This window comes from Ectothiorhodospira marina, assembly GCF_900109495.1.
GTDB lineage: Bacteria > Pseudomonadota > Gammaproteobacteria > Ectothiorhodospirales > Ectothiorhodospiraceae > Ectothiorhodospira > Ectothiorhodospira marina.
The window spans coordinates 17,197-35,447 of record NZ_FOAA01000011.1; the positions used below are offsets into that span (position 1 = coordinate 17,197).

At 62.4% G+C, this 18,251-nt stretch carries 14 protein-coding genes; 9 read left to right on the plus strand and 5 right to left on the minus strand.

What is annotated here, in order from left to right; all coding sequences use genetic code 11:
• Both BMY52_RS10005 and BMY52_RS10010 read right to left on the minus strand, forming a co-directional pair.
• On the minus strand, positions 1–546 hold the full coding sequence (locus BMY52_RS10005) for a DUF2058 domain-containing protein (RefSeq protein ID WP_090253998.1): 546 nt from the start codon (positions 544–546) through the stop codon (positions 1–3).
• Positions 547–633: 87 nt separating this feature from the next.
• Positions 634–2,658 (minus strand): site-specific recombinase, encoded by a 2,025-nt coding sequence (locus BMY52_RS10010; RefSeq protein ID WP_090254000.1) that lies wholly within the window; start codon positions 2,656–2,658, stop codon positions 634–636.
• Positions 2,659–2,816: 158 nt separating this feature from the next.
• On the opposite strand from BMY52_RS10010, the gene osmF reads away from it, so the two are divergent.
• The 6 genes from osmF (at position 2,817) to BMY52_RS10040 (ending at position 10,122) form a co-directional block, all read left to right on the plus strand.
• Positions 2,817–3,728, plus strand: a complete 912-nt coding sequence (gene osmF, locus BMY52_RS10015) for a glycine betaine ABC transporter substrate-binding protein OsmF (protein WP_090254002.1) — start codon at positions 2,817–2,819, stop codon at positions 3,726–3,728.
• Positions 3,729–3,735: 7 nt separating this feature from the next.
• Entirely contained in the window at positions 3,736–4,899 is a 1,164-nt protein-coding gene (locus BMY52_RS10020) for an ABC transporter permease (RefSeq protein WP_090254005.1), read from the plus strand.
• On the plus strand, positions 4,896–5,837 hold the full coding sequence (locus BMY52_RS10025) for an ABC transporter ATP-binding protein (protein WP_090254008.1): 942 nt from the start codon (positions 4,896–4,898) through the stop codon (positions 5,835–5,837). The genes BMY52_RS10020 and BMY52_RS10025 overlap by 4 nt, the downstream gene beginning before the upstream one ends.
• Complete coding sequence (locus tag BMY52_RS10030; protein ID WP_090254010.1) at positions 5,830–6,627, plus strand: ABC transporter permease; 798 nt, start codon at positions 5,830–5,832, stop codon at positions 6,625–6,627. The genes BMY52_RS10025 and BMY52_RS10030 overlap by 8 nt, the downstream gene beginning before the upstream one ends.
• Positions 6,628–6,671: 44 nt before the next feature.
• Positions 6,672–8,054, plus strand: a complete 1,383-nt coding sequence (gene mgtE / locus BMY52_RS10035; RefSeq protein WP_090254164.1) for a magnesium transporter — start codon at positions 6,672–6,674, stop codon at positions 8,052–8,054.
• A 508-nt stretch (positions 8,055–8,562) separates the two neighbouring features.
• Complete coding sequence (locus tag BMY52_RS10040; RefSeq protein ID WP_090254166.1) at positions 8,563–10,122, plus strand: glutamate synthase-related protein; 1,560 nt, start codon at positions 8,563–8,565, stop codon at positions 10,120–10,122.
• Between the two features lie 72 nt (positions 10,123–10,194).
• On the opposite strand, the gene glgX is transcribed toward BMY52_RS10040, so the two are convergent.
• On the minus strand, positions 10,195–12,360 hold the full coding sequence (gene glgX / locus BMY52_RS10045) for a glycogen debranching protein GlgX (protein WP_090254012.1): 2,166 nt from the start codon (positions 12,358–12,360) through the stop codon (positions 10,195–10,197).
• Between the two features lie 227 nt (positions 12,361–12,587).
• Here glgX and BMY52_RS10050 point away from each other — a divergent pair, with 227 nt between their 5' ends.
• Positions 12,588–13,811 (plus strand): MFS transporter, encoded by a 1,224-nt coding sequence (locus BMY52_RS10050; protein WP_090254014.1) that lies wholly within the window; start codon positions 12,588–12,590, stop codon positions 13,809–13,811.
• 28 nt (positions 13,812–13,839) lie between these two features.
• Here the strand turns inward: BMY52_RS10050 and thpR are convergent, their stop codons facing one another.
• Both thpR and wrbA read right to left on the minus strand, forming a co-directional pair.
• The gene (thpR, locus tag BMY52_RS10055; RefSeq protein WP_090254016.1) at positions 13,840–14,346 is read right to left on the minus strand and encodes an RNA 2',3'-cyclic phosphodiesterase; all 507 of its coding nucleotides are present in this window, start codon (positions 14,344–14,346) and stop codon (positions 13,840–13,842) included.
• Positions 14,347–14,447: 101 nt separating this feature from the next.
• Positions 14,448–15,056 carry an NAD(P)H:quinone oxidoreductase gene (gene wrbA, locus BMY52_RS10060; protein ID WP_090254019.1) on the minus strand — a complete coding sequence of 203 codons (609 nt, stop codon included), beginning with the start codon at positions 15,054–15,056 and terminating at the stop codon, positions 14,448–14,450.
• A gap of 111 nt (positions 15,057–15,167) precedes the next feature.
• On the opposite strand from wrbA, the gene BMY52_RS10065 reads away from it, so the two are divergent.
• Both BMY52_RS10065 and BMY52_RS10070 read left to right on the plus strand, forming a co-directional pair.
• The gene (locus tag BMY52_RS10065) at positions 15,168–16,082 is read left to right on the plus strand and encodes a LysR family transcriptional regulator (protein ID WP_090254022.1); all 915 of its coding nucleotides are present in this window, start codon (positions 15,168–15,170) and stop codon (positions 16,080–16,082) included.
• 656 nt (positions 16,083–16,738) lie between these two features.
• Positions 16,739–17,413: a hypothetical protein gene (locus BMY52_RS10070; protein ID WP_143050462.1), complete on the plus strand. Its 675-nt coding sequence runs from the start codon at positions 16,739–16,741 to the stop codon at positions 17,411–17,413.
• The last annotated feature ends 838 nt before the right edge of the window (positions 17,414–18,251 follow it).

Here is an 18,251-nt window from a genome sequence, read left to right on the forward strand (position 1 = left end):
TTACCACATCAGATCATCCGGGATCTCGTAACCGGCATAGGGGTCATCCTCATCCTTCGCCTTGTCCCGGGGCTCCGGGTCATTGCAAACCACCACCCGGGTGGCGTCACGTGCGGCGATCTTGTCGGCGCCTTCCCGGGTCACCACCTCGTAGCCATCTTCCAGGGTGACGATGGCCATGCGCCCGTTGCCCAGCCGATCCCGTTGCTCCGGAGTGACATGGAGATGTCGAATGGTCTTGCCGTGCTGGAAGTTGTATGGGATCTCACCGCCTTCCCGGTCCTGGCGGTGCGCATCAATCAACTGCCGGATCTGCGCTTCCAGCGCCTTGCGTTCGGCGGCCTCCTTTTGCTGGCGGTTCAGTTCGCGGGAGCGTTCTGCCTCCCGGCGTCGGGCTTCCTCAGCGGCGCTGGGCTGAGCAGGTTCCGTCGTTGCCGCGCCCTTGCCCTTCTTTTTCTTCTTTGGCGAGGCATGCCGCGCTTGCTTGAGTTTTTTCTCATCCACCAGCCCCGCTTTCAGGAGCTGTTCATGCAGGGAGTTGGCCATGGGACTGTCCGCAGGTGTTGGCTGGAGAGGTTGGCGGTAGAAAGGGGCGCCATTCTACGCCGTGGGCCCGAGCGGGGGCCAGTCCGGTCAATCCTTGGCTGGGGGATCGTCCGAGGTATGCCTGGGGGGCAGGAGGAGAGCGCGTGGGTCCTTGCGTAATTCCCGCCCGTAGGCACGCATCAATTGGCGCAGATCTCCCAGGCGCACACCACGGGAGCGCAGGGCCACATACATGGCCAAGGCGAAACTCACCCACAGATTCACTGCCCCGATCACCAGCACGAACAGGAAGTACATCCAAAAGGTCATGCCCTCCATGCCCTCAACGGATACCGTGTACCCCAGGTTGGCCGAGGCAAAGGCGACATGGCGGATATCCAGGGGCAGCCCCAGCAGAAGTCCGATGAACCCGGTCACCCCAAGCAGCACGCCAAAGAGGAAGTTGCCCATCAGCGCCCCGTAGTTCTTGTCCAGATAGTCAGCAATGCGATGACGCAATCCCATGGGCGTCACACGGGTCAGCAGGGGGTTGTCCCGCAGCCGGGCCCCCAGTTGCAGATAGGCGCTGCGATTGTCGAAATAGCCCGCGATCAGCCCCGCCACGAACAGCCAGACCCCGGCGATGGCCGCATGGAACACGGCCAGGCCTGCCAGCGGGCGCAGTTCCAGCAGGTGATAGTGTGCCTGCTGCTCGTTCATGATGGGCTGGTTCAGCCAGGTCAGAGAGGCCCAGCCCACCAACAAGGCCACCGGCAGCGCCAGGCTCACATTACCCAGCACCGCCACGAACTGGGAACGACCTACCTGGATAAGCAGCCGGGCAATCTGCGCCTGGTTTGCTGCCCCCTTCTCGCCGGCCTCAATGGCAGCCGAGAGCCGGGCAGCCGTCATGGCGGGCTGCTTGGTGGCCACCGTGAAGTGCAGGATGTGAATCAACACAAAACCCAGGCCATAGTTAAGGCTCGCCCAGAAGGTCTCGACGCCAGGGGAGAGGCCCATCTGTAGGAGTTGAATCTTGATCAGTGCCATGAAGGCAATGATCAGTCCGGCGCCGGCGCCGGAACCCAGCATCTGCAGGTACTCACGTCGATCGCGGGTGATGTAGTGCTCACCGGTCTCGCCGGATTGCTCGGTGATGCTGCGCGACACCAGCTTGATGTTGTCCTGCCACAGGGCTCCCAGGCTGCGCTGCCGAGCGTTTTGCACCACCATTTCCCTGAACAGTCGGGCCGCCGCACAGCGCCGGCAGGTATCGTCGTTGCGCTTGAGGATGTCCAGCAAATCACTGATGCGGGTGAGGGTCTGATCCAGGCGTTCCAGCAAATGGGTGAGACTCATGCTGCTGCCGTGGGTGACCGCGCGCTTGTGAAAGCGATCCACCTGATCCATGCACTGTTGCATCAGCACCCGGGCGTGTTCGTCGTTGTGGGGCTCCTGGTTTGGGTCTTCAAGCCACCGGGCGTAATCCCGTACATAGGCCGACAGTTCCCGTTCCAGGGCCACGAAGGGGGAGTTTCGTTCGGTGATGCCCGGGTCCAGGCGCAGCAGCTCCGGCTCCAGTTCCTCGGCTGCCACCCACAAGGCGAGCATCTCCAGCGAATAGAGCACCTGTTCCCTGGCGCGTGTCAGGGCCGGTCCGGTGGTGTCATCCAGGTCTACCAGTGCATCCAGCAGCAGGATCCAGGCATCATCGGGTACTTGGGCCACCCAGGCTGGATCAGCGGGCCGGTGGAAGACCTGGGAGAGCACATCCCGCAGGTTGTCAGGATCGAGCGGTCGCGGGTTGATCCGATCATAAAAGCGCTGACCCAGCTCCCGCACGAATCCCCGTCGCGAGAACAGGCCAATTTCCGTGTACAGGGAGAGGTGACGTGCCTCCGCCAGGGAGGTTTGCACATGATCGCGCAGGTGAGGGGCGGCAGGTTTGCCACCTTCCCGGTCCTGGCTTTTCTGGGCTCGATGTAGTTGATGGATGCGCGCCACCACGTCCTCGGCGGTCTCCGCGCTATCAGGCCGGAGCCAGTCCACCACCGTGCTCAACAGGGATACCAGGCCCGGATGTTCTTCCGTGTTGAGGGTTTCAAGCAGCGTATCGAGGGATTGCCTGGGCATGGGTCCCACCCGTTAGGTCCGTTTCGTGGCGGCATGGATCGGCCGACTGATGAGGGGATTGTTGCGGCACTGGAACCGAAAAGCCATACCCCATGCGCTGGAGTCGATCACGGGGCGGCCCTTATACTGCCGCCAGATCCACAATCAATGGAATACTCATGTCTCGTCTCATGAAAGGATTTCTTGCACTGGCCCTGGGTGCCGTGTGCGGCATATCCATGGCGCAAGCGGGCAACCCGGTGGTGGTGTCCTCCAAGATTGATACCGAGGGTGCGGTGTTGGGACAGATCATCCTTCAGCGGCTTGAGGCGGGGGGGATCGAGGTCCGTGACCGGCTGCAACTGGGGGGCACGAGTATCGTGCGCGGTGCGTTGAATTCGGGGGATATCGATATCTATCCCGAGTACACGGGCAACGGTGCCTTCTTTTTCGATATGACCGATAGCGACGTATGGCATGACGCCGGCCAGGCCTACGCCACTGTGCGGGAGCGCGACGCAGAAAACGGATTGATCTGGCTGACCCCGGCTGATGCCAACAACACCTGGGCCATGAGTGTGCGTGGCGACCTGTCTCGGGCCCATGGGCTTGTCACTCTGGAAGATCTGTCCCGGTACCTGAATGATGGGGGGGAATTCAAATTTGCCGCCAGTGCCGAGTTTGTTGAGTCGGAGCAGGCGCTGCCTGCCTTCCAGTCGGCCTATGGTTTCACACTGCGCTCCGATCAACTGCTGGTGTTGTCCGGCGGCAATACCGCCGCCACGATGCGGGCGGCGGCCCGTCAGACCAGCGGGGTCAACGCCGCCATGACCTACGCGACCGATGGTGGCCTGCAGGCCCTGGACCTGGTGGTGCTGGAGGATACCCTGGGTGTGCAGCCTGTTTACCAGCCGGCACCGGTGGTGAGGCAGGCCGTTCTCGAGGCCTCTCCCGAGATTGCTGATCTGCTGGAGCCCGTGTTCCGAGCGCTGGACATGGAGACCCTGCAGCAACTCAACGGCCAGGTGGCTGTGCAGGGGCTGTCTCCCCAGCGGGTCGCAGCGGATTTTCTCTCAGGCCTGAGCGAGTAGGTCAGCCATGATCCGTGATGCCAGGCCCAATCGGGTCCTGGTCAGCCTGATGAGCCTGGGCCTGTTGGCCTGGCTGGGACTGGACGCCCTCAGCGTGGCGCCGAACCGGCTGGTGCAGGGGACCCCCCTGAATCCGGTTGAGGCCCTGGGGTGGTGGGTCACCCTGGTGGGTGCCCTGCCCATGGTCTGTGTGGTGTGGCTGGCCTGGCGTCCCACAGCCTTCAGACTGTGGGCCAGCCTTGGGGTGGTGGTGGGGCTGCTCATGGCCATGCCCTTGTGGTTGTCCGGTGCCGTCGTTGCCGTGCTGGATCCAGAGCTGCCCCAGGCGCGGGTGGGCATCGGGCCTGGTTTCTGGGTGTTGCTGTTCCTGTGGTTGCTGGTGCTGGTGGAGTTGCGGATCCGGCTGAGATTAAGGCGCGCGTGGGTGTGGGGCCTGCTGCTGTTCGTCCTTGTGGTCTGGGGGATTGCCCTGAGCCATTGGCTTACACCGCTGGCACTGGTTCAGGAATACCAGGCCCGTAGCGATCAGTTTCTGGAGGCCGTGTCCTACCATGTGGCCCTGGTCGGGGCGGCGGTGGGGGCCAGTCTGGTGATTGGTCTGGGCATGGCGCTGACCATGCGTCGTTTCGATGGCCTGCGTCGCCTGGGCTTCGGGGTGCTGAACTTTCTGCAGACCATTCCCAGCCTCGCACTGTTCGGGCTCCTGCTGGCGCCATTGGCTTGGCTGAGTCATCAGGTGCCCTGGCTGGGTGCTCTGGGTGTGAGTGGGATCGGCTGGGCACCCGCCTGGCTGGCCCTGGTGGCCTACAGTCTGCTGCCCATGGTGCGCAACACCTACGTGGCCCTGGAAGGGGTGGACCCGGGTGTGATCGAATCGGCCCGTGGCATGGGCATGAGCCGTTTGCAGGTCTTCTTCCAGGTGCGTCTGCCTCTGGCCTTACCGGTGATGCTGGAGGGGGTCCGCATCACCACTGTTCAGGCCATCGGCTTGACGGCCGTGGCGGCCCTTATCGGCGCCGGCGGGTTGGGCACCTTCATCTTCCAGGGGCTGGGGCAGGCGGCAATGGATCTGGTGTTGCTGGGGGCACTGCCCATAATCGCCATGGCGCTGATGGCGGATGCGTTGCTGGGTGCCCTGGCCGAACGACTGCGACGGCGGGAGGCCGCATGATCGAACTCTTTGACGTGACCCGCCGGTTTGGCGACGAGACGGCGGTGGACCGCATCTCACTGCGGGTGGAGCGGGGTGAATTCTGTGTGCTGGTGGGCACGTCCGGCTGCGGCAAGTCCACCACTTTGCGCATGATCAACCGACTCATTGAGCACAGCGAGGGTGAGATCCATCTGGATGGTCAGCCGATCCGTGATTTCCCGGAGGATCAGTTGCGTCGTCGCATTGGCTATGCCATCCAGAGTACCGGATTGTTTCCCCACTGGACGGTAGCCCGGAACATCGGGTTGGTGCCCCGCCTGCTGCAGTGGTCCGGTTCACGGATTCAGGACCGGGTGGAGGCGCTGATGGCATTGCTGGGGTTGCCACCGGAATTTGCCCACAAGTACCCGCACCAATTGTCAGGCGGTCAGGCTCAGCGCGTGGGGGTGGCACGGGCCCTGGCGGCCGATCCGGATATTCTGCTGATGGACGAGCCCTTCGGGGCCCTGGACCCCATTACCCGCCAGACCCTGCAGGTGGAGTTACGCGATCTGCAGGATCGCTTGGACAAGACCATCGTCTTTGTCACTCACGACATGGACGAGGCCCTGGCGCTGGCCGATCGTCTGGTGGTGATGCACGAGGGCCGTATCGTGCAGCAGGGCAGCCCTATCGAACTGCTGCGGGCGCCGGCGGATGATTTCGTGGCGTCCTTGCTGGGCGGTGACGATCGGGGACTCAAGGAAGCAGCCCTGGTCCGGGTGGGGGAGCGCATGCAGCCCATCACGCCGAAAGTTGGCGAGGCCCCGTGGGTGTCCCGGGAGGCCACGTTGAACCAGGCCCTGTCACTGATGTTGTGGCATCAAACTCGCCATCTGCTCGTGGTGGATGACGCTGACGCCCCCGTGGGACGACTCTCCCTGGATGCCCTGCTGCAAAAGGCACATCATGAGTGAAGCGGCCTTCAACGGTCCCGGTTCGGTCAACGGGCGTTCGCGCTGGCGTTTTGCCGTGCCACTGATCTGGCTGACTGCGCTGCTGCTGTTAGCGGTGGGCATGACAACCCTGGAACCGTTGTTTCGCCTGTTCGAGCCAGATCTTCGCCAGGTGATTTACGACCGTGAGCATTTTTGGGTTTTGCTGGGTGAGCATGTCTTGATGGTTGCGGTGGCTGCGCTTCTGGCCACCTGTGTGGGCGTGGCGGCAGCGGTGGCGGTCACGCGGGCGGCCGGGCGCGATTTCATGCCCATGGTGGCGCAGTTGGCCTCCATCGGTCAGACATTCCCACCCGTGGCAGTGCTGGCGCTGGCGGTGCCCGTGCTGGGTTTTGGCACGGTGCCGCTGATCGTGGCCCTGCTGCTGTATGGATTGCTGCCCATCGTGCGCAACACCCTGGCGGGTATCCAGGGCATTTCCGCTGAGGTGCTGGAGGCGGCTCGCGGCATGGGCATGACCCCAAGGCAGGTGTTGCTCCAGGTGGAGCTGCCGTTGGCGGCGCCGGTGATCCTGGCGGGTATCCGCACCTCGGTGACCGTCAATGTGGCCACTGCGGCCCTGGGCGCGACCGTAGGGGCCAGTAACCTGGGCGATCCGATCATCTCCGGCATCGTCAACGGCAACACCGCCTACATCATCCAGGGGGCCGTCATGATCGGACTCCTGGCTCTCACTGTGGACAGCCTCTTCGAGCAGTTGCAGCCCGGGGTGCCGGGGCAGTCCAGCGGCGCTCAATCCGGCCAAGGATAGCGTCACAACACCTCTCAGCGCCCCCCCCCGGAGTGGACACCATCATGATCGACGAGACAGTGGCGCAAGCCAATACCAAGCCACCCGAAACGACCCAGGCAGAGTTGCTCGCCCAAGTGGTCGAGCACCTTGACGCCGGACGCCGCGACGACATTGTCGAGCACCTGGAAGCCGCGCATGCGGCAGAGGTCGCTGATCTGCTGGAATCACTTCCACCCGATCAGCGCAGCGGGTTGTGGGACGTGATTCCGGCCGAGCAGGAGGGCGAGATTCTCAGCCACCTGCGCGATGAGGCCCGTGCCAGCATCATCGAAGAGATGGATGACGTCGAGCTGGTGGCTGCAGCGCGGAGCATGGCGCCCGAGGATCTGGCCGAGGTCATCGAAGAACTCCCGGACGAGCGCCATACCGCGCTGCTGCAAACCCTCGATGGTGATCATCGTCAGCGGCTACAGGCGGTGCTGACCTTCGGTCAGAACACGGCCGGGCGCCTGATGAGTACCGATGTATTGAGCGTTCGACCGGATGTTTCGGTGGCAGTCGTGTTGCGCTGGCTGCGTCGGCACCAGGTGTTGCCACCGCATACCGATACCTTGATGGTCATCGATGAACAGGGACATTACCTGGCCACGTTGGGGGTCGACAGGCTGTTGACGAGTGATCCCCAGGCTATCGTGGGGCAACTCATGCGCCAGGACACGGTAGTCGTCCGCGCCGACATGAGCGAACACGAGGTCGCGGCGCTGTTCGAACGCCGCGACTTGATCTCGCTCCCCGTACTTGACCAGGAGGACCACCTGCTCGGACGCATCACGATCGATGATGTCGTCGATATCATCCGAGAAGAATCCGACAAGGTCCTGTTGAACAGGGCGGGCCTTGACGAAGATGAGGATCTGTTTGCCCCGGTGATGCCCAGTGCCAGACGGCGGGGCCTCTGGCTGGGTATCAACCTGATGACCGTGTTCCTGGCTGCGGCGGTGATCGGTCGCTTTGAAGCGGTACTCGACCAGATCGTCGCACTCGCCGTCTTGCTCCCGATTGTTGCGAGCATGGGCGGTATTGCCGGCAGCCAGACCCTGACGCTGATGATCCGCGGACTTGCCCTCGATCAGATTGCCAACGCGAATGTCCGCTGGCTGATCGGCAAGGAGATTGCCGTCGGGGCGTTGAACGGCATTGCCTGGGCCGTGGTAGTCGCATTCGTTGCCTACCTGTGGTTTGGCAGTACCGGAATCTCGGTCACGATCGCCAGCGCCATGATCCTGAACCTGTTGATTGCGGCCCTGGCCGGCGTATTGATACCGCTTGGACTGAAGCGGGTGGGCATCGACCCGGCGCTTTCCGGCGCGGTGATCCTGACCACCGTGACTGATATTGTCGGCTTCCTCAGTTTCCTCGGGCTGGCAACAGTAATCCTGCTATAGCGGCTTTGCAGCACGTACTGGGTTCGTCATCAGCCATTGGCGTAACGCGAGTTCGTTGCAGTAAGCTGGGCCCGACATGTATGGCGTGCCAGAGCGGTGGATTACACCAGTACCTGGCGATGCGGATTGCACAGGCCGCCCTTCGGCTGGCGGGGGAATGCAGGACGCGGGGAATGTTCGGACAACGATTTCCATACCTTCCTTGCATCGGATGAACACCTCTATGCGGTGGGTGCGCTCGGTGTTTCGCTGCGCGACTGGATCAACGCGATGATCAAGCCCGGAAACCGGGCATGGGATAGTCTCGATGCGGGGCCACCTGCCTTGCAGTGAAGGCACGCACCTGGCCGAGATGAACACCGACGACGTGTTCGTGATCCGCACCCCTGGCGGAGGCGGATATGGCCGTTGCAGGCCAAGTGGCCGCTGAAATGATGGAGTATTGTGGCTTCAGGTCGTTTTGGAATGGAACCACGCGCAAATCCTGAGTTCACTGTTGGGGGGCGAGATGACAAAGCCAATCGTAGCGGCAGTAAAACCCGCGGGTGTTCCGCTCGAAAAGGACAAGGAGTATTACTTTTGTCGTTGCGGGCGCTCCAGCGATCAACCCTTCTGCGATGGGTCCCATCAGGGGACCGGCATCGAGCCGATCGCCTTCAAGCCCCGCAAGGATGGCAAGAACTGGCTGTGCATGTGCAAGCAGTCGGGCGATCTTCCCTATTGCGATGGCACGCACGCCCAGGTGCCGGAGAGCGCGGTGGGAGAGGAACTCGACGGCGTGAGCGATGATGCGGACGAGGCCGGCGACGATGCCGCTCCCGCGCCGCGCAACAGCGAGACGGAACCCCACGTGGAGTTCATCCATGCCCTCGCGCGCGGCGGGCTGGAGGAGGTGGGGGCGATGGGGCCCACGGTGGCCATGGGTGTGCCGCGGGATCGCACGCCGTCCTGGGATGACATCCAGATCCTCACTGCACAGTTCGCCCGCCGCCCGCTTGCCGGCGAGGCGGATGTGGACAGCGCACTGGTGATTGGGCCGGAGGCCCGGCGCCCGCTGCGTCTGGAGATGCCGCTGCTGGTCACGGACATGAGCTTTGGTGCGCTCTCCCGCGAGGCCAAGATCGCGCTGGCGCGAGGCGCCGAACAAGCCGGTACCGGCATCTGCTCCGGCGAAGGCGGCATGCTGCCGGAAGAACAGGCCGAGAACTCGCGCTACCTCTTCGAACTGGGGCCGGCGCGTTATGGCTACTCCGAGGACATACTCGATAAGGTGCAGGCCTTCCACTTCAAGGGTGGTCAAGGCGCCAAGACGGGGGTCGGCGGCCTGTTGCCGGGCGCCAAGATCTCGGAAGAGATCGCCAAGGTGCGCGGGATCAAGGCCGGCCAGGATGCGATGTCTCCGCCGGTGATCCCGGACCTGGAAACGCCCGCCGATTTCCGACGCTTTGCGGATTCGGTCCGCGAACGCACCGGCGGCATTCCCGTTGGCTTCAAGCTCTCCGCGAACCACATTGAACAGGACCTGGCCTTCGCGCTCGAGGCAGGCGCTGACTACGTGATCCTCGATGGCCGCGGTGGCGGCACCGGGGCCGCGCCGGCCCTGCTCAGGGATCACATCAGCGTGCCGACCATCCCGGCACTGGCGCGCGCACGACGTTATCTGGACCTTCGCGGTGCGAGCGGGCGGGTCACCCTGATCATCACCGGTGGGCTGCGCACCCCGACGGACTTCGTCAAGGCCCTGGCGCTGGGCGCCGATGGCATTGCACTGGGCAACAGTGCCATTCAGGCGGTGGGCTGTGTGGGTGCCCGCATCTGCCACACCAACCGCTGCCCAACAGGCGTGGCGACTCAGGATCCGGAACTGCGCAAGCGCCTGGATCCGGATGCAGGGAGCGCCGGACTCGTCCGCTTCCTCGGGGCCTCCCTGCAGCTGATGCAGGTGCTGACGCGTGCAACTGGCCGGTCATGTCTGGCAGACCTCGACCGGGACGACCTGATCACCTTCAATCGCGACCTGGTGGAATTGGCCCACGTGCCCTACGCCGGCGAGCCCAGTCGCGGTTGATTGGGCCGCAACGGACGACCCAGGGTGTCGGCACCGGCCAACACCAAGGCCGGGGGGGCACCGTGCCAGCGATTACTCGCCGGCACGCCTCAGCAGGATCATGGCGCGAGCCTCCACGGTGAACGTGCCCCCGGCGTCGTGATGCCGATCCTCATCGACCCATCCCTCGGCCGTATCCAGTTCCACCCGCCATCGCTTGCACCAGCTGGCCTCGGGCAAGGTGAACTCCAGGGGCTCGTGGTGGGCGTTGAAGGCCAGAAAAAATCGATCATCAACGATGCGCTCGCCGCGCGGGCCGGGGGAGGGCAAGGACTCACCATTGATGAATATCCCCAGGGAACTGGCAAAGCCCTCCCCCCAGTGATCCTCTTCCATGCGCTCACCGTCGAGCGTGAACCAGGCAATGTCCTCCACATGGTGCCCATGGATGGCCCGGCCCTCGAAAAAGCCTCGCCGCCGGAACACCGGGTGGTCATGCCGAAAACGCAGCAGACGGCGGGTGAACTCCAGTAGCGATGTGTCCACCTGCGACCAGTCATACCAGGCTAGTTCGTTGTCCTGGCAGTACACGTTGTTGTTGCCCTGTTGTGTGCGTCCCAGTTCATCTCCACCCAGCAGCATGGGCACGCCCTGGGATAGCATCAGGGTGGTCAGGAAGTTGCGCTGCTGCCGGGCGCGCAGGGCGTTTATCTGCGCGTCATCGCTGGGCCCTTCCTCGCCACAGTTCCAGGAGCGATTGTCATCGGCGCCATCCTGGCTATCCTCGCCGTTGGCCTCGTTGTGTTTATTGTTGTAGGACACCAGGTCCCGCAGGGTGAAACCATCGTGGGCCGTTACGAAGTTGATGCTGGCGTGGGGCATCCGGGAAGAGGACTCGTACAGGTCGGGGCTGCCCGTCAACCGGTACGCGAATTCACCCAGGGTCTGGTCCTTGCCGCGCCAGAAATCACGAACGGTATCCCGGTACTGGCCATTCCACTCCGACCACAGCACCGGGAAATTGCCCACCTGATAGCCCCCCTCGCCGATGTCCCAGGGCTCGGCGATGAGCTTGACCTGGCTGATGATGGGGTCCTGCTGAATGATGTCGAAGAACGCCGAGAGCCGGTCCACCTCGTGCAGCTCCCGGGCCAGGGTCGAGGCCAGGTCGAAGCGAAACCCATCCACGTGCATCTCCAGCACCCAGTAACGCAGCGAGTCCATGATCAGTTGCAGGACATGGGGATGGCGCATGTTCAGGGAATTGCCGGTGCCCGTGTAGTCCATGTAGTGACGAGGATCGTCCGGCATCAGCCGGTAGTAGGCGGCGTTGTCCAGTCCCTTGAGGCTGAGCATGGGCCCCAGGTGGTTGCCTTCGCTGGTGTGGTTGTAGACCACGTCCAGAATCACCTCCAGTCCCGCCGCATGCAGTGCCTTGACCATCCCCTTGAACTCGCGGAGTAGTTCATTGGGATCGTCGCTGGAGCCATATTCATTGTGGGGTGCCAGATAGCCGATGCTGCTGTAGCCCCAGTAATTGCGCAGGCCTTTCTCCTCCAGGTGTGAGTAATGGATGAACTGATGCACCGGCATCAGTTCCACCGCCGTGATGCCCAGTGACTTGAGATGCTCAATGGCGACCGGATGGGCCAGGCCCGCATAGGTGCCGCGCACCGCCTCGGGGACGTCCGGATGACGGATGGTGAAGCCCTTGACGTGGGTCTCGTAGATCACCAATCGGTGCCAGGGCGTGCGGGGAGGGCGGTCATCCTCCCAGTCAAACCCCGTATCCACCACCACCGAATGGGGCACGTAAGGGGCGCTGTCCTGGTCGTTGAAGCTGTGCTCCGGGTCATCGAAACGGTAGGGGAACACCGCCTCGTTCCATTTCACCCGCCCCGCAATCGCCTTGGCGTAGGGGTCCAGTAACAGCTTGTGGGGGTTGCACCGCAAACCCTGCTCCGGGTCCCAGGGGCCGTGAATGCGAAACCCGTAGCGTTGCCCCGGGCCGATGTCGGGCACATAGCCATGCCAGCACAGGGCCGAGATCTCCGTCAGGTCAAAGGATTCGGTCTGTTGCCCCTGCTCATCAAGCAGACACAACTCCACCCGTTCGGCTACCTCCGAGAACACCGAGAAGTTGGTGCCCTGGCCGTCAAACATGGCGCCCAGGGGATAAGGGGCGCCGGGCAGGACCCGGGGGGGATCATCCTGCCGGGGGGCGTCTTCCTGAGAGGGTGCATCGGGGGTGGCCGTCATCGAGCGTCTCCTTGTTGGCCATCGGGCAGGCCGGGGGTCGCACTACCGCAGGGGATAGGCGCCTGGCCGGGAGTCTGTCCAGGGCATGATTCAAAAAGCATGGCAGATTTTTCCATCATCGTCTCACCTGCAGGGGGGCCATCAGGCGATGGGGTTAATGGGAGCCTCATCTGTCGGCTTTGTCTGCTTCGGGCGCGCCCACCGGATCGGATACACTTCGTCTCCATATGACCGACTATCTTCGTTTTGTTGCCCTCCATTGGCGCTTTCTGCTCTTTGGCGTGCTGGCCGCCGCCCTCTCCGGATTCGGACAGACCTTCTACGTAGGGGTGTTTGGCGGCGAGTTGCGGGCGGCCTTCGATCTCACGCACGGCCAATACGGGCTGTTGTATTCCGTGGCCACACTGGGCAGCGGGATCCTGATGGTGTGGGCGGGGGCCTGGATCGACCGCATGTCCCTGCAGCAATTCGCTGTGCTGGTGGGGCTGGGCGTGGCCGCCGGGGCCGTGGTGATGGGCCTGGCGGCCTCTGCGGTGATGATCGGAATGGGTTTTTTCCTGCTGCGACTCTTCGGGCAGGGGCTGTTCATGCACATGGCCTCTACCAGCATGGGCCGTCATTTTGCGGCCAATCGGGGCAAGGCGGTGAGTATCGCCTCCAAGGGCCTGCCCCTGGCCGAGGCAGTGATGCCCGCCGCCGGCGTGGCCTTGATCGCCCTGATCGGCTGGCGCCATACGTGGCTGGCCTCGGCGGTCGTGATGGTGGTGTTCTTCATCCCGTTGTTGCTGTGGCTGTTGCATGGGCGGGGCGTGCGGGGCGAGAACACTTCGACAGGCGCGAATCCCACGCAGGCCCCCGGAGTGCCTGTGAGTCCCCGGCAATGGACCCGCAGCGAGGTGTTGCGGGACCTGCGCTTCTACCGACTACTGCCGGTGGTGCTGGCACCGCCCTTGATCGTGACTGCCATGATCTTTCACCTGGCCCATCTGGGTGAGGGCAAGGGATGGTCCATACAGTGGTTGGCCACGACCTTCACCGGTTTTGCCCTGGCGCATGTGGTGGGGCTGCTGGTCTCGGGTGTGGTACTGGATCGCTTTGGGGCGCGGCTGATGTTGCGGGTGTTCCTGTTCCCCATGCTGGCCGGGCTGCTGGTGGTGGCCTGGCTGGATCATCCGCTCTGGGCGTGGGTGTTCATGATTTGCCTGGGGGCATCCATCGGTGGTGCCGGTACGCTGCTGGGGGCGCTGTGGCCGGTGCTCTATGGCGTGGCACACCTGGGCGCCATCCGTGCCATGGTCCACTCGGCCATGATGATCGCCACCGCCATCATGCCCGTGACGGTGGGGCTTGCTCTGGATGCCTCCGCCACGATGGAATCCGTTGCCCTGGTGCTCTCTGGCTATATCGTGGTGGCCCTTGGCGTCTCCTGGGGAGCGCTCAACCGATCATGAAGCCTGCAACTGCGGGGGCGCATGGTGATCACACGGGATAGCGCTGCACCACCTCGTAGCGCACCCCGTCCGGGCCGGGTTGGGATACCACCAGGCAGAAGCCGTCCACCGACCACCGGATAGGGTGAATGGGGGCCCGTGCCACGGGGGCCTTCAGCTTGCGGGCCACGGTGACATGGGGACGGTATTCCCGCGCCTCCGGCTTGAAGCCACAGGGTATCAGGGCGGTGTTCAGGTCCTGTGCCAGCCGCACCAGAGGGTCGCGGGGGACAACGTCCCCCAGCCACAACACCCCCGGCTTCCTGAAACACCCAAGCCCCGTGAGTTCGAACTCGAATGGCTCCATTGTCACCGTGCTGGCGGCCAGGCTCAGACACTCGGCATAGGCCGTATCGGCCGCGCCAATGAAGGCCAACGTGAGGTGCAGGTTGTCTCGGGCGACCCGGCGCCCGCCATGCCCGTCAGGCACGCGGGCCTGGATTGCCTCCCGCAAGGCATCGTCAGGCCACAGGGCGAAGAACATTCGTTGGGTCATGAAGGTATTGTGCCTTCATTCACCCAAGGAAGCATCGCGCCTCAAGGAGAGCGGGGCGGCCCCTGAGTGTGGGGCTGCCCTGCCATGGGAAGGGCCTCAGTTCAAACCGCTCCGCCAGTCATCTTCCGGGTGACCTCGGCCACATGCTGACCCTGGAAGCGGGCGATGGTCAGCTCCTTGTCGCTGGGCTGACGGCTGCCATCGGGGCCCGCCACGGTGGCAGCGCCGTAGGGGCCGCCACCCCGGGTTTCCGACACATCGGTGAGCTCGGGGATGGTGTAGGGCACCCCCACGATCACGAACCCCTGGTGCGCCAGGGTGTTCCAGAAGGAGGTGATGGTGGTCTCGGCGCCACCACCGGTGCCCGTGGAGGTGAACACACTGCCCACCTTGCCCACCAGCTTGCCCTGGGCCCACAGGCCACCGGTGCGGTCCATGAAGTTGCGCATCTGCGAGGCCATGTTGCCGAACCGGGTGGGGGTGCCAAAGATCACCGCGTCGTACTCCGCCAGTTCCTCGGGCTGCGCGATGGGGGCTGCCTGATCCAGCTTGGCACCGGCGTTGCGCGCATCTTCCTCATTCATCAGTTCAGGCACACGCTTGATGTCCACGGTGGTGCCCTCCACCCCACGGGCACCCTCGGCCACCGCATTGGCCATGGTCTTGATGTGGCCATACATGGAGTAATACAAAACCAGAATTTTGCTCATTGTCCTTGCCTCCGTGTGCAAAAGAATTCGCTGCCCCTGACCGGGGCGTGCATGTCATTGGAATTCATGGCGGCAGGTTGATAAACCCCTCGTAACGCATAAGATTGATGCATGAAACGCATCGACCTGCCCGACTTCGACCTGATCCGCGCCCTGCGCGTCTTCGTCACCGTGGTGGACGCCGGGGGATTCAGCGCCGCATCGGAGCGCCTGGGCCTGGCGCGCGGCCAACCCAGCCGCTACGTGAGCAAGCTGGAAGGGCATCTGGGCACCCGCCTCATGCAGCGCACCACGAGGCGCCACTCCCTCACCGAGGCCGGCAGCGCCTTCTATCCCCGGGCCGCGCAGATCCTGCAACTGGTGGACGAGGCCGAGCAGGACCTGGCCCTGGAGACCGACGCCGTGCGCGGCCGTCTGCGCCTGAGCGCCCCGGTGAGTTTCGGCATCCGACACCTGGCGCCGGCCCTGGCGGACTTCAAGCGGGCCTATCCCGCGGTCACACTGGATGTGACCTTCAACGACCATCTGGTCAACCTGGTGGAGGAGGGGGTCGACCTGGCGGTGCGCATCACCTCATCCCTGGATCCCGCCCTGGTGGCCCGCCCCCTGGCCACCACCGACAGGGTCCTGTGCGCCGCCCCCGGCTACCTGGAAGCACGGGGTGCCCCGGGCCATCCCCATGACCTGGTGGATCATGAATGCCTCGTCTACACCAACGAGCCCAGCAGCCATGAATGGCGCTTCCGACAGGGGAGGGAGGAGGTGGCCGTGCGGGTGGAAGGCTCGTTGCGCTCGGATAATGGCGAGATGCTGGTGGCCGGCGCCGAGGCTGGATTGGGCCTGGTGCTGGTGCCTCGGTTCCTGGTGGCCGAGGCTTTGGCGCAGGGCCGGCTGGTGACTTGTCTGGATGCCTGGCAGGCGCCGGAGCTGATTGTTTATGCCGTTTACGCTGATCGACGGTGGTTGCCGCCGCGGGTGCGGGCGTTGATTGATTTTTTGGTGGGGAGGTTTGCTGGGGGGGTGTAGGAGTGGTTTCGCAGCGATGGTCGAGAGCCTCCAGCCCATGTCCCGTTCCCAACCTCCTGAGCACATTGCACCAGCAGCGTCACCGCACTGAACTGAAACATGAAATCCGTCACAAAATCCGGTAGTGTTTCATCGATAGTCATGCGATGGACCGGACATGGAACACAGGAACCCTGCGCGGCCTTCAAGGCGAGGCGCACGATCATTGGCACAGGGCCAGGCCGCGATGCACTTTTGTATCCCGCTCCATTCGGGGCGGTGGTGTCAACCATCCTTCGCGGTTGCCACTGATCCGTCAAGCCGCGACTTGCATGGACATACCCTCCTTTCGGCTCAACCTGAGCTGCATTCCCTCAGTGCGCTTCACCGAAGTACGTGCAGCTCACCCGATCGACGTTGTTTTCTAGTCCGCCTAAGTCGATTTGCGCGGACTCTGTATAACACCAGTCCCGGGCAGTTCAACGGTCACCTGACAGCCTTTAGGTCGAATCAATTCGGGCTTGTCTTCCGGCGTGGAGTCAATGTCTTAGCGGTGGGGGGGGTTGCCGAATCTGTGGTTTGCGGCGAAGTCAGGCCGGTACGCTATGCAGACTCTGTATATCACGGGAAACAGAAGTTTCTGTCGATCTAACTGTTACGTTTAATTGGGGTAAACCTTGAGTATTTCGCATAATCTTGAAATAGCGATGAACTTTATTGGATGGGGCGATCCGGCTAATTCTATCTGGTTTTTTGGCTTAGAAGAGGGGGCGGCATTTCAGCAAACCTATCTTAATGAGATTGATGGTAAAGCTTTCGTCCCAATAGATGAGCAGAAAAACTTGGATTGGCCAGTAGCGAATAAGACTGCGACTATTTTAACGAAGATCACTGGCGCACCAAGCGTAGCGGATTATAGGGATAAGATTTTATGGAGAGGGGGAAGTGGCTCATTTAACGGCAATTTGCTACCGCTCGGAAAGGCGTCCCGTCAACAATGGAGCGACGATTACGAACGTCTTTTTGGAATATCAGCTAATGACCTTGGCTATTATATCGAGCTAGTAAGAGAAATTCGTTACCCCAAAATAAAGCAGTTAAAAGAAAATGCGAAGCCACAGGCAATCGTCTGTTTCGGGAAAGAGTGTTGGTCAGAGTTTAAGCAGGTTTTTGTTGAGCACCCATATGATGTTAAAGAATATGGTGACGAAAAAATTGTGGTTTACGATAGTGACAGAGTAATACTTTGTGGCCATTTTAGTTATGGAGTTCACTTCACAAATAAAGCACTCGATTTAGTTGTTGAAATCCTTGAGGGCTGGGGAGTGAACCCAGAGAAACGTAACAAGTAGCGCAAGCGGACCGATTTTCCGGCGCAGTTGCGCCTCCAAAGCGGCCGCTTCGCATGGCGTTAGAGGTCGTGAAAAGAGAAAAAGAACCGCGTTTCTTGCATGTTCACGCCGAACGTCGTTCGCCAGCAAGCTCCGGTGTCAGTGGCGAGAGAATGTGTCTCGTCACCTGTGGCGCCTTGGAGAATCAGCCCCGGCGAGTTACCCCTGGTAGCTATTCGATTTTGACTGCCAATTTGGAGCAACATTGTTAGAGCCACTACCCCATACGAACGTTCTCCGGGAACTTGAAGTCTCATTGACTCATCGCTGCACACTCGCTTGCGGCGAGTGTGGCTTTTTCGTGCGTCAACAGCCCGTTCCCCATAAAGGCGTAGCACATGTCGCGATTACCGAGGGACTTGATCAACTGCTTCGGCTTGGCCTGGTCGTTCAGCGGCTTGTCATCGTAGGGGGGGAGCCAACCCTCGCAAGAGAGACACTAAGCGAGGTCTGTCGCTACGCCAGCGCTTGTGAAGGAATCCGAGAACTCGAATTAGTCACGAATGGCCTTAGTCCTGACCGCGTTGATGCAAGACTTCTGCATCAAGTGGATCGGCTTGTGATCAGTGAGTACCTTGATGGCCCTGAGCTATTGGACACTTGGCGGGCGTGGGTTGAGATGGTCGCTCCCGAAACTGAGGTAATTGGCCGTCGCCATGCCACCTGGGATCAGTGGACGGGCGATGCGTGCGTGGAAGCCGACAAGGCGCTCGAGTTCTGGCGCTCCTGCTGGTATCGGAAGCACTGCATTACCCTCGAACGTGGCTGCCTCTTTTCGTGCTCACGCATTGCCAAGCTT